This is a genomic window from Bartonella sp. AA126HLJHH, assembly GCF_042197425.1.
Classification (GTDB): Bacteria; Pseudomonadota; Alphaproteobacteria; order Rhizobiales; family Rhizobiaceae; genus Bartonella.
This window is the reverse complement of record NZ_JBHIRU010000008.1, coordinates 1-12,734: the sequence shown is the minus strand read 5'-3', so window position 1 is coordinate 12,734 and position 12,734 is coordinate 1. Positions and strand designations below refer to the sequence as shown.

Annotated in this window: 8 protein-coding genes, 1 tRNA gene and 1 pseudogene; all 10 read right to left on the bottom strand. The window is 40.9% G+C overall.

From position 1 onward, the window contains the following. Positions 1-125: 125 nt before the first annotated feature. Positions 126-4,337 (bottom strand): DNA-directed RNA polymerase subunit beta', encoded by a 4,212-nt coding sequence (gene rpoC / locus ACFIQC_RS05105; protein ID WP_375613463.1) that lies wholly within the window; start codon positions 4,335-4,337, stop codon positions 126-128. Positions 4,338-4,509: 172 nt separating this feature from the next. Next, entirely contained in the window at positions 4,510-8,658 is a 4,149-nt protein-coding gene (gene rpoB / locus ACFIQC_RS05100) for a DNA-directed RNA polymerase subunit beta (protein WP_375706825.1), read from the bottom strand. 289 nt (positions 8,659-8,947) lie between these two features. Then, positions 8,948-9,319: a 50S ribosomal protein L7/L12 gene (rplL, locus tag ACFIQC_RS05095; protein WP_375620778.1), complete on the bottom strand. Its 372-nt coding sequence runs from the start codon at positions 9,317-9,319 to the stop codon at positions 8,948-8,950. Between the two features lie 101 nt (positions 9,320-9,420). Next, a complete protein-coding gene (rplJ, locus tag ACFIQC_RS05090) occupies positions 9,421-9,939 on the bottom strand; it encodes a 50S ribosomal protein L10 (RefSeq protein WP_012755027.1) in 519 nt (172 codons plus the stop codon). A gap of 355 nt (positions 9,940-10,294) precedes the next feature. Then, positions 10,295-10,999 carry a 50S ribosomal protein L1 gene (rplA, locus tag ACFIQC_RS05085; RefSeq protein WP_375613460.1) on the bottom strand — a complete coding sequence of 235 codons (705 nt, stop codon included), beginning with the start codon at positions 10,997-10,999 and terminating at the stop codon, positions 10,295-10,297. 4 nt (positions 11,000-11,003) lie between these two features. Beyond that, positions 11,004-11,432, bottom strand: coding sequence for a 50S ribosomal protein L11 (gene rplK / locus ACFIQC_RS05080; protein WP_375706824.1), 429 nt, complete (start codon positions 11,430-11,432; stop codon positions 11,004-11,006). A gap of 150 nt (positions 11,433-11,582) precedes the next feature. Then, positions 11,583-12,113, bottom strand: a complete 531-nt coding sequence (gene nusG / locus ACFIQC_RS05075) for a transcription termination/antitermination protein NusG (protein WP_273790740.1) — start codon at positions 12,111-12,113, stop codon at positions 11,583-11,585. A gap of 20 nt (positions 12,114-12,133) precedes the next feature. Further along, positions 12,134-12,346 (bottom strand): preprotein translocase subunit SecE, encoded by a 213-nt coding sequence (gene secE, locus ACFIQC_RS05070; RefSeq protein WP_273790652.1) that lies wholly within the window; start codon positions 12,344-12,346, stop codon positions 12,134-12,136. A gap of 200 nt (positions 12,347-12,546) precedes the next feature. After that, positions 12,547-12,622 (bottom strand) — tRNA-Trp (locus tag ACFIQC_RS05065). A gap of 47 nt (positions 12,623-12,669) precedes the next feature. After that, a pseudogene (locus ACFIQC_RS05060) lies at positions 12,670-12,734 on the bottom strand (elongation factor Tu); the annotation flags it as partial.

Below are 12,734 nucleotides of genomic sequence, written 5' to 3'. Positions count from 1 at the left end.
AAAATAACTATCGCCTTATAATTTTTGATATTTTTCAAGAAAATATACAACTTCTGTATTTCGAAATAAAAAAACGTCTGAACGTTCTATTCAGACGTTTTTTATTATGTGATGTTGTATTTAAATTATTCAGCAACGGCCCCAGTTGTCATATTTGTCAACATAGCCTTAGCCACTTCGTTATTACTAGACTTACGCTGCTCATCTACAATCAAATCATCACGAACTGCAGCAATACGACGGATTTGAGAAATTGTACCACCCGTACCTGCTGGAATAAGACGACCGACAATAACGTTCTCTTTAAGTCCTTGCAAAGTATCAATTTTACCAGAAACTGCTGCTTCAGTAAGAACACGTGTTGTTTCCTGAAACGATGCCGCCGAAATGAAAGAAGGCGTTTGAAGAGAAGCTTTTGTAATTCCAAGAAGAATGGGATTACCAGATGCAGGTTTCTTACCTTCTGCAATCAAATTATCATTGATTTCATCAAGTTCAATACGATCAACATTATCACCTGGAATATAACCAGAATCTCCAGATTCAGTAATTTCAACTTTTTGCAACATTTGACGAACAATCACTTCAATGTGCTTATCATTAATAAGAACTCCCTGCAAACGATAAACCTCCTGAATCTCATTAACAAGATAAGATGCCAAAGCTTCAACCCCCTTAATCGCCAAGATGTCATGAGGTGCTGGATTACCATCAAGGATATAATCTCCCTTTTCAATTTGATCGCCTTCTTGGAAGTGGAACAACTTACCTTTTGGAATCAAGTATTCTACTGCCTCAAGAGTTTCATCATTTGGTTCAATAATGATACGACGTTTATTCTTATAACCACGGCCAAATCGAATTGTACCACTAACTTCAGCAATAATCGCATGATCCTTTGGACGACGCGCTTCAAAAAGCTCAGCCACACGAGGAAGACCACCCGTAATATCTTTCGTCTTGGCACTTTCCATTGGCAAACGAGCAATAACATCACCAGCCTTAACATGAGCACCAAGCTCAACAGAAAGAATAGTTTCCACTGACATCATATAACGGGCTTCACCTCCCTTATACAATTTAGCAATGGATTCACCTTCTTTATCCGTGTGAATAATAATAGCTGGTTTAAGATCCGCACCACGTGGATTAGCGCGCCAATCAATCACCAAACGCTTCGTAATACCCGTAGATTCATCAGCTGTTTCAGTGACAGATAAACCATCAATCATATCTTCAAAACCCACATAGCCTTCAACTTCCGTTAAAATTGGACGTGTATAAGGATCCCATTCTGCTATACGTTGGCCACGTTTAACCACATCACCATCATCAACAAAAATATGAGCACCATAGCTAACACGATGTACAACGCGCTCTTTTCCTAACTCATCCTTGATAAGGATAGCCATATTACGCCCCATAACAACCAAATGGCCTTCAGAGTTACGAACTACATTACGATTACGAATCTCCACCTTACCTTCATAAGATGCCTCTAAATACGATGAATCAACAACCTGCGCAGTTCCTCCTAAGTGGAAAGTACGCATAGTAAGCTGTGTTCCCGGCTCACCAATGGATTGAGCAGCAATAACACCAACGGCTTCTCCCTGATTAACAGGTGTTCCACGCGCCAAATCACGACCATAGCATTTTGCACAAACACCAAGACGTGTTTCACATGTTAATGCAGAACGAATTTGAACAGATTGAATCCCAGCTGCTTCAATCTTCGCGACATCAGCTTCCTCAATCATTGCTCCACCTTCAAGGATAACCTCTCCAGAGACAGGATGTAGAATATCAACAAGCGCTGTACGACCAAGAATTCTTTGCCCAAGGGAGGCAACAATTTGTCCTGCATCAACAATCGGCTGCATGGTAAGCCCTTTTGCGGTACCACAATCAACTGCTGAAATAATAGCATCCTGTGCAACATCAACAAGACGCCGTGTTAAATAACCAGAGTTCGCCGTCTTTAACGCAGTATCAGCAAGTCCTTTACGTGCACCATGCGTGGAATTGAAGTATTCATTAACAGTTAGACCTTCTTTAAAATTTGAAATAATGGGTGTTTCAATAATTTCACCCGATGGTTTTGCCATTAATCCACGCATACCGGCCAATTGTCTCATCTGGTTAGCAGAACCACGAGCACCAGAGTGCGACATCATATAGATAGAATTCATCGGCCGTTGACGACCTGTTTTAGGATCAAAATCGACAGCTTGAATACGTTTCATCATTTCATCTGCGACGCGATCTGTACATTTACCCCAAGCATCTACAACCTTATTGTATTTTTCACCTTGTGTAATCAAACCATCATTATATTGCTGTTCGTACTCCTTAGCCAAAGCTTCTGTTTCTGCGACTAAACGCGACTTACTATCAGGAATAACCATATCGTCCTTACCGAATGAAATTCCTGCACGACAAGCATAAGAAAAGCCAAGCTGCATAATACGGTCACAAAAAATAACCGTCTCTTTTTGTCCACAGTGCCGATAAACATGATCAATCATTTTAGAAATGTTCTTTTTCGTCATCTCTTGATTGACAATATCAAATGAGATATCCGCACTTTTTGGCAAAAGCTCACCGATAATCAAACGACCAGGTGTCGTATCATAAAGTTTAGAGACTTCTTTTCCATCCTTCCCCATATTCTTAACACGGCCTTTAATCTTCGTATGAAGCGTTATAACCTTATTTTCCAAGGCATAATGAAGCTCACCTATATCAGAAAAGGCCATTCCTTCACCTGGTTCTTTTTCAGAAACAATTGAAAGATAATAAAGACCAAGAACCATATCCTGTGAGGGAACAATAATGGGAGCACCATTTGCCGGATGAAGAATATTATTGGTGGACATCATCAAAACACGGGCTTCAAGCTGTGCTTCAAGAGAAAGCGGCACGTGAACCGCCATCTGATCACCATCAAAATCTGCATTAAAAGCAGTACACACCAGTGGATGAAGTTGAATAGCTTTGCCTTCAATTAAGATAGGTTCAAAAGCCTGAATCCCCAAACGGTGCAATGTTGGCGCGCGGTTGAGTAAAACAGGGTGTTCACGAATAACCTCATCCAAGATATCCCAAACTTCTGGATGTTCTTTTTCAACAAGCTTCTTTGCCTGCTTTACCGTTGATGAATAGCCTTTTGCATCAAGCCGCGCATAAATAAAAGGCTTAAATAATTCAAGAGCCATTTTTTTGGGAAGACCACATTGATGCAATTTTAATTCAGGACCCGTCACGATAACAGAACGCCCCGAGTAATCAACACGCTTCCCAAGTAAGTTCTGACGAAAACGTCCTTGCTTGCCCTTCAACATATCTGATAAAGACTTAAGAGGACGTTTATTGGCTCCAGTAATCACACGCCCACGCCGTCCATTATCAAACAATGCATCAACAGCTTCTTGTACCATACGCTTTTCATTGCGTACGATAATTCCAGGAGCTCGCAATTCAATCAGCCGCTTCAAGCGGTTATTACGATTAATAACACGCCGATAAAGATCATTCAGATCTGATGTCGCAAAACGCCCACCATCAAGCGGAACCAATGGACGCAAATCCGGTGGAATAACCGGAATTGTTTTCATAATCATCCACTCTGGCTTATTTCCAGATTCAAGAAAATTTTCAACGATTTTAAGTCGTTTAATCAATTTTTTCTGCTTTAACTCTGAAGTTGTTTCAGCTAATTCAAGACGCAAATCATTAGCGATTTTATCTAACTCCATACTAGCTAAAAGCTCGTAAATAGCTTCAGCGCCAATCATAGCTGTAAACTGATCTTCTCCAAATTCATCAATAGCAAGCATATATTCTTCTTCAGAAAGAAGCTGATGGAGCTTAAGAGATGTTAACCCTGGTTCGGTTACAATATAATTCTCAAAATAAAGAACCCGTTCAATATCTTTTAAAGTTAAATCTAAAAGTGTAGAAATACGACCTGGTAATGATTTAAGAAACCATATATGTGCAACGGGTGCCGCAAGTTCAATATGCCCCATACGCTCACGACGTACACGCGAAAGAGTAACCTCTACACCACATTTTTCACAAATAATGCCCTTATACTTCATGCGTTTATATTTGCCACATAGACATTCATAGTCCTTAATAGGGCCAAATATACGTGCACAAAAAAGACCATCACGCTCTGGTTTAAAAGTCCGATAATTAATCGTCTCAGGCTTCTTAATCTCACCATACGACCAGGACAAAATTTTCTCAGGACTCGCAATAGAAATACGAATAGAGTCAAATGTCTGCGCTGGCGCTTGAGGATTGAAAAGATTCATGACCTCGTGGTTCATGCTGTTCTCCTTCAAAGATTCTTAGAACCTGTTGTAATATCTCATTTATTTTATAACAGATCTTCTTTAAAATACATTTACTTTTAAAAACGACCTGTATAGCCTTAATAAGGTTATTGAGCCTCTTAAAGCAATAAGAGCGCAGCCTTTTTCTAGTGCGCTCCTTGAATTATTATTCTGCCGTATCAGACAATGCCCGCTGTGCAATAAGTTCACGCGCATCATCAAGCTCCACATTAAGAGCAAGTGAGCGCATTTCTTTTACCAACACATTAAAGCTTTCGGGTATACCTGCCTCAAATGTATCATCACCACGCACAATTGCCTCATAGACTTTTGTTCGACCAGCCACATCATCTGATTTTACTGTTAGCATCTCCTGCAAAGTGTATGCAGCACCATAAGCTTCAAGTGCCCAAACCTCCATTTCACCAAAACGCTGACCACCAAATTGTGCCTTACCTCCTAATGGCTGCTGCGTAACGAGTGAATAGGGACCAATAGAACGTGCATGAATCTTATCATCAACAAGGTGATGCAATTTCAACATGTAAATATATCCCACCGTTACTGGGCGATCAAAAGGCTCCCCAGTACGACCATCATAAAGCGTAACCTGCCCTGAACTATCTAAGCCTGCGTCTTCCAGCATCATGTTAATATCAGACTCATGTGCTCCATCAAAAACAGGCGTTGCAATTGAAACCCCTTTCTTCATCTGCAATGCCAATTTGTAAAGGCTTTCATTATCATACTGACGAACTGGTTCATTATGATTATCATCAGGCATAAGATTTTCAATACGCTGACGCAACGGCAATATATCCCCAGTCTCTTGATATAACTCTAACAAAGCACCAATCTTCTTGCCCATCCCCGCACATGCCCAACCAAGATGCGTTTCAAGAATTTGTCCAACATTCATACGACTAGGCACACCAAGCGGATTCAAGACGATATCAGCATGGGTCCCATCTTCGAGAAATGGCATATCTTCTACGGGAAGAATACGTGAAACAACACCCTTATTCCCATGACGCCCCGCCATCTTGTCACCTGGTTGGATTTTGCGCTTCACAGCCACAAAAACTTTCACCATTTTCATGACACCAGGAGGCATTTCATCACCTCTTTGGACCTTTTCAACCTTATCCATAAAGCGACGTTGTAATGCTTCTTTTGATTCATCATATTGCTTGCGCAAAGCTTCAATTTCATTTTGAAGCTTTTCATCCTCAACAGCAAATTGCCACCACTGGGATCGTGGATAATGCCCCATTACTGTACTATCAAGCTTTTTACTACCCGAAAAGCCTTTCGGACCTTCTACAGCAACTTTACCTGTCAACATATCGGTGAGGCGCGCATAAACATTGCGATCAAGAATAGACTGTTCATCATCACGGTCTTTTGCTAAACGCTCAATTTCTTCACGCTCAATTGCCATCGCACGTTCATCTTTTTCCACACCATGGCGATTAAAAACGCGAACTTCAACAACAGTACCAAAAGTCCCAGGAGGCATACGCATAGAAGTATCACGAACATCGGATGCCTTTTCCCCAAAAATTGCACGCAGAAGCTTTTCTTCCGGCGTCATGGGACTTTCACCTTTCGGGGTAATCTTTCCAACTAAAATATCACCTGGTTGAACTTCAGCACCAATATAAATAATGCCAGCTTCATCAAGATTTCTTAACGCTTCTTCCGCAACATTAGGAATGTCGCGCGTAATTTCCTCAGGTCCAAGTTTTGTATCGCGTGCCGCAACTTCAAATTCCTCAATATGAATTGAAGTAAACACATCATCAGCAACAATGCGCTCGGATAACAAAATAGAATCTTCATAATTGTATCCATTCCAAGGCATAAAGGCTACGAGAACATTCCGCCCAAGAGCCAAATCACCAAGATCCGTGGATGGACCATCTGCAATGATATCACCTTTCTCTACCCTATCACCGACATGTACAAGAGGACGCTGATTAATACAAGTGGACTGATTAGAACGCTGAAATTTCTGTAAGCGGTAAATATCAACGCCTGATTTTGAAGGATCTAAATCTTCTGTTGCACGGATAACAATACGGGTAGCATCGACTTGATCAACAACACCACTACGCTTTGCACTCACAGCAGCTCCTGAATCGCGCGCAACAATAGATTCCATTCCCGTCCCAACAAATGGCGCTTCAGCGCGTACAAGAGGAACTGCTTGACGCTGCATGTTCGATCCCATAAGCGCACGATTCGCATCATCATTTTCCAAAAAAGGAATAAGCGCTGCTGCAACTGAAACCAACTGTTTTGGTGAAACATCCATCAAATCAACATGATCACGCGGCGCCATTAAAACTTCACCAGCATGACGGCAAACAACAAACTCTTCTATAAAACGACCTTCGTTATCTAATGAAGAATTAGCCTGAGCGACATAATGCTTTGCTTCTTCCATCGCTGAAAGATAAATAACTTCTTTTGTGACTTTTCCATCAATAATTTTTCGATATGGGCTTTCAATAAAGCCATATTTGTTAACTCGCGCAAATGTTGCTAAGGAGTTAATCAGACCAATGTTGGGGCCTTCTGGTGTTTCAATCGGACAAATACGACCATAATGCGTAGGATGTACGTCACGAACTTCAAAACCCGCACGTTCACGTGTCAAACCACCTGGACCAAGAGCAGAAAGACGGCGCTTATGGGTAATTTCTGACAATGGATTGGTTTGATCCATAAACTGCGACAATTGTGAAGACCCAAAAAATTCACGGACTGCTGCTGCCGCAGGCTTTGCATTAATCAAATCCTGTGGCATAACTGTATCAATTTCAACCGATGACATACGCTCTTTTATCGCACGCTCCATACGAAGAAGACCAATGCGATATTGATTTTCCATCAACTCCCCGACGGAACGAACGCGACGGTTGCCAAGATTATCAATATCATCAATTTCACCACGTCCATCACGCAATTCAACCAACATCTTAACAACAGCAAGAATATCCTCTTGGCGTAAAATGCGAACTGTGTCTGGACAATCAAGATCCATACGTAAATTCATCTTAACACGCCCGACAGCTGAAAGATCATAACGCTCTGGATCAAAAAACAATGAATGGAACATTGCTTCTGCTGTATCGATTGTTGGAGGTTCACCTGGACGCATCACCCGGTAAATATCAAATAACGCATCCTGCCGACTTTCATTTTTATCCACCTTCAAAGTATTGCGGATGTAAGCGCCAATATTCATGTGATCAATATCAAGAATATTGACTTGATCAGCACTAACATCGAGCAGAACTTTTAATACTTTTTCGTCAATTTCATCACCAGCTTCAAGGTAGATTTCACCTGTTTCGTAATTGACGATATCTTCGGCTAGATAACAACCTAATAAATCATCTTCACTAACTTTAACCGCTTTAAGTCCTTTTTCTACCAAAGACTTCGCAGTACGAACTGTTAATTTTTTACCAGCCTCCGCAACGACTTCACCACTATCTGCATCTATAAGGTCAGAAATGAGCTTCATTCCTTTAAAGCGATCCACAGAATAAGGAACTCGCCATCCTTCTCCATCACGCTCATAAGTCACTTTATCATAAAACGTCGATAAAATATCCGACGCATCCATACCTAATGCCATCAAAAGACTAGTAACAGGAATCTTGCGCCGTCGATCAATACGCGCATAAATGATGTCCTTAGCATCAAACTCAATATCAAGCCAAGAACCACGATACGGAATAACACGAGCAGCAAAAAGAAACTTTCCTGATGAATGGGACTTTCCTTTATCATGGTCAAAAAAGACACCAGGAGAACGATGCATCTGAGAAACAATAACACGCTCCGTACCATTAACAATAAAGGTACCATTCGTCGTCATTAAAGGCATATCGCCCATATAAACGCCTTGCTCTTTAATGTCTTTGATATCTTTGGAGCCAGTATCCTCATCAACATCAAAAACAATCAAACGCAATATGACCTTTAATGGGGCAGCATAAGTTAAATCACGTTGACGGCACTCTTCAACATCAAATTTTGGTAAATCAAATTCATAACCTACAAACTCAAGCATAGCTGTACCGGAAAAATCTGAAATAGGAAAAACCGATTTAAAAACAGCTTGCAAACCTTCATCTGGTCGCCCACCTTTCGGTTCCTCAACCATGAGAAATTGATCGTATGAGGCTTTTTGAACCTCAATAAGATTCGGCATTTCTGCTACTTCAGGAATCTTACCAAAAAATTTCCGTACGCGCTTACGACCATTGAATTGAGACATCATTGCGTGAGTCTGAGCCATCGTCGCTCCTTGATCTTTACTCTTCAAGGTAGACCAACCTTGAAAGCCTTATACCATTAACCTGCATATGCAGACCAGTTCACTTGACACTCAATAATGAGCATCATTAACTTTCCCCACCAACATAAGCCATTTATCTCTTTGACTCTATGATGAAGGGATAAGTAATCCAAACTTATCCCATTCCTGTTACGAAACCATTGGGAAAAGTTTTTTACTCATTATTTTCCCTCTTTGTATTAAGAGAAAGAAAATCGGCGAACATAAATGCCCGCCGATAAAATTAAATTTACTTAAGTTCCACCTTAGCACCGGCAGCTTCAAGTTGAGATTTAATTTTTTCTGCTTCTTCTTTAGAAGCAGCCTCTTTAATAGGCTTAGGTGCACCTTCAACCAGATCTTTAGCTTCTTTAAGACCAAGTCCAGTAAGAGCACGAACTTCCTTAATAACATTAATTTTTTGTGCGCCACCTTCAACAAGAATAACATCAAATTCTGTTTTTTCTTCAGCAGCTGGAGCAGCAGCACCAGTAACAGCAGCGACAGCTACAGGAGCAGCAGCCGAAACTCCCCACTTTTCTTCAAGTAACTTAGAAAGCTCAGCGGCTTCCAAAAGGGTTAGATTAGAAAGGTCTTCTACGATCTTCTCTAGATCAGCCATTTTTAAATTCCTTCAATTAAAAGATTTGAACCATTATTAAATCTTATTCAAAAAAACAGAAAAGCATTAAAGCTCTTCCATAAACGTGAATACAAACAGCCTTAAGCCGCCTTATCCTCCTGAGCATATGCTCCAATGACACGTGCAACCTGACCAGCAGGGGCATTAACAACCTGTGCAATACGGGTCGCAGGGGTAGAAATCATACCCACAAGTTTTGCACGCAACTCGTTTAATGAAGGCAATGAAGCCAATGACTTCACAGCATCTACAGTTAAACTTGTTGCACCCATTGAACCGCCAAGTATGACAAATTTGTCATTGCTTTTCGCAAAATCAACAGCAACTTTCGGTGCTGTGATTGGATCTTCTGAATAAGCAATAAGTGTTTGTCCAGTAAACAAACCCACTATCGATTCAGATTCCGTGCCCTGAAGAGCGATTTTAGCAAGACGGTTTTTGGCGACCTTAACGGCACCGCCAGCTTCACCCATTTTCGAACGCAGATCATTCATCTGTGAAACTGTCAGACCGGAATAATGTGCAACAACAACAGAACCAGACTTCCGAAAAGCCTCGTTAAGCCATGTAACAAATTCGCGTTTTTCCGCTCTATTCACTGTCTCTCTCCATTTAACAGATTTGCTTAAAACAAACCTGTTGGTTACCTTTGATAACATAAAATACTTCATGTCACCGATGAGGATCCTGTCCCCTTTTTTACGCACAGCGTTCAAAGGCAACCTTGGCTCAAACCCTTTAAGTCTTTTAACTCTCAGTTTTTACCCCAGTCTCATGCAGGTTTTTTTTGATTAAGATACTTAAAAGCATCACCTACAATCTCGGACAGGATATTCCGGAATTTCTCCCGGTACAACCTAAGCCCTATAAAGCTTAGATAGCGAGCTGATCAAAATCAGCATTTTAAATACAATTTTGATATTCCCATACCCCAAAACAAAATTATAAATCAGCTTATACTAGCTCTGAACGAACCGTTGCTGGATCAACTTTAACACCAATTCCCATAGTCGACGAAACAGCAACGCGCTTAATATACTCACCTTTTGCACCTTGCGGTTTGGCTTTAATAACTGCACTTGCAAAGGCTTTTATATTTTCTACGATTTTTTCAACACCAAAAGAAGCCTTACCAATACCAGCATGCACAATACCAGCTTTTTCCACACGAAACTCAACAGCACCACCTTTAGAAGCTTTGACAGCACCGGCGACATCAAGTGTTACAGTACCAACTTTCGGATTCGGCATCAAACTCCGTGGACCAAGAATCTTACCAAGACGACCAACAAGAGGCATCATGTCTGGCGTTGCAATACAACGATCAAAATCTATAGTCCCTCTATTAACGCTTTCAAATAAATCTTCGGCACCCACAATATCAGCTCCTGCCGCCTTAGCTTCCTCAGCCTTATCCCCACGAGCAAAAACGGCAACACGAATATTTCTCCCTGTTCCATTAGGCAAATGAGCAACGCCTCGAACCATTTGATCAGCATGACGAGGATCAACACCCAAGTTCATTGAAATTTCGATTGTTTCATCAAACTTAGCAACGGCACGCTCCTTAACCATTGAAACGGCATCTTTTAAAGCGTAAAGTTCATTAAAATCAATATCTTTTCGGATATTTTTTATTCTTTTTGCTACTTTTGCCATAATATTAGCCCACCACTTCCAAGCCCATCGAGCGAGCAGAACCTTCAACCATACGCATTGCTGCCTCGATGTCATTCGCATTAAGATCTTTCATCTTTGATTCCGCAATCGAACGAATTTTATCGCGAGAAATGCTTCCTACAGACACTTTACCAGGCTCTTTTGAGCCAGATTTCAGGTTTGCTTCCTTCTTTAAAAAGAAGGATACAGGAGGCGTCTTGAGAGAAAAGGAGAAAGACTTATCTTGGTAATACGTAATAACAACTGGAATCGGTGCCCCCTTTTCCATTTCTTGTGTCGCTGCATTAAACGCCTTACAAAATTCCATGATATTAATACCACGCTGCCCAAGAGCTGGACCAATTGGTGGAGATGGAGTAGCAGTTCCTGCAGGGACCTGCAACTTAAGCTGACCTATACTTTTTTTTGCCATAACAATCTGCCTTTAATTTCACTGGTATACTGACAATTCATCTTGCCCGTCACCCGCTTGCAGTCACGTGGTTCGGATCATTAAGCCGACAAAAGCTATAAATCACCTCCCACTCCTTCCTTAAAGTAATTAAAACTACTCTAAGTTTAATCAGAGTTTTTCAACCTGACCAAATTCCAAATCAACAGGCGTAGGACGCCCAAAAATAAGCACCTCAACCTTAAGACGAGAGCGCTCTTCTTCAACCTCTTGAACAATTCCATTAAACGAAACAAAAGGACCATCAGCAACGCGAACTTGCTCTCCAACCTCAAACAATACAGAGGACTTTGGAGACTCAACCCTTTCCTGAACTTGTTTGAGAATTTGCTCAACCTCTCGATCAGAAATAGGAACAGGACGCGCATCCGACCCTAAAAAACCTGTCACTTTAGGCGTATTCTTAATAAGATGATAAACTTCATCTGTTAACTCAGCACGAACAAGAACATAACCAGGAAAAAATTTTCGCTCAGTATCAACTTTGCGTCCACGACGTACCTCTACAACACGCTCTGTTGGAACAAAAATCTTTTCAAAAAGATGATCAAGTCCCTTTTGCTTTGCCTCCTTATCAATAGCTTCCGCTACTTTCTTTTCAAAATTTGAATATGCCTGAACAATATACCAACGAGCTGCCACAGTCACATTTCCTTACATTCTCAACTAAAAAGATATTTCAGAAGATCAATAACCCGCCAAACACCAAAATGCATAACCTGATCCACAATAAAAAAGAAAGCTGAAGCCAATGCAGTTACCAACAAAACCATAATAGTAGAAATAACCGTCTCACGACGTGTAGGCCATTTCACTTTAATTGTTTCTGCATAAACCTGCTTCAAAAAGGTAATCGGATTGGTTTTAGATGCCATCGTCACACTATACTCTCTCTAGTCCTATTGTGTTTTATAGAACAAAATAAACAGGAAAAAAATGCAAAAGCCAACTTTCAGACTTATGCAATTTCCTTACTTTCTATTCAATACCGTTTCACACACAAAAAAACAAGCCCCATATCAAAAAAAGCGAAAAAGGTAGCAAAATCCACTCCCTTATATGTAAAATCCCTCTTTGGCAGGGGCAGCAGGACTTGAACCCGCGACCTGCGGTTTTGGAGACCGCCGCTCTACCAACTGAGCTATACCCCTAACTCTCAAAACTAAAACACTTTTAACACCCCTTTAACAAGCATTATTTATTCAATGATCTTAGAGACGATACCGGCACCAACAGTACGACCACCTTCACGAATAGCAAAAC

Bases quoted from the DNA above. Each gene is read 5' to 3' on its own strand.
- rplK (WP_375706824.1), bottom strand. From the start codon at position 11,432: ATGGCAAAAAAAAGTATAGGTCAGCTTAAGTTGCAGGTCCCTGCAGGA.
- rplA (WP_375613460.1), bottom strand. From the start codon at position 10,999: ATGGCAAAAGTAGCAAAAAGAATAAAAAATATCCGAAAAGATATTGAT.
- rpoB (WP_375706825.1), bottom strand. From the start codon at position 8,658: ATGGCTCAGACTCACGCAATGATGTCTCAATTCAATGGTCGTAAGCGC.
- rpoC (WP_375613463.1), bottom strand. From the start codon at position 4,337: ATGAACCACGAGGTCATGAATCTTTTCAATCCTCAAGCGCCAGCGCAG.
- secE (WP_273790652.1), bottom strand. From the start codon at position 12,346: ATGGCATCTAAAACCAATCCGATTACCTTTTTGAAGCAGGTTTATGCA.
- rplL (WP_375620778.1), bottom strand. From the start codon at position 9,319: ATGGCTGATCTAGAGAAGATCGTAGAAGACCTTTCTAATCTAACCCTT.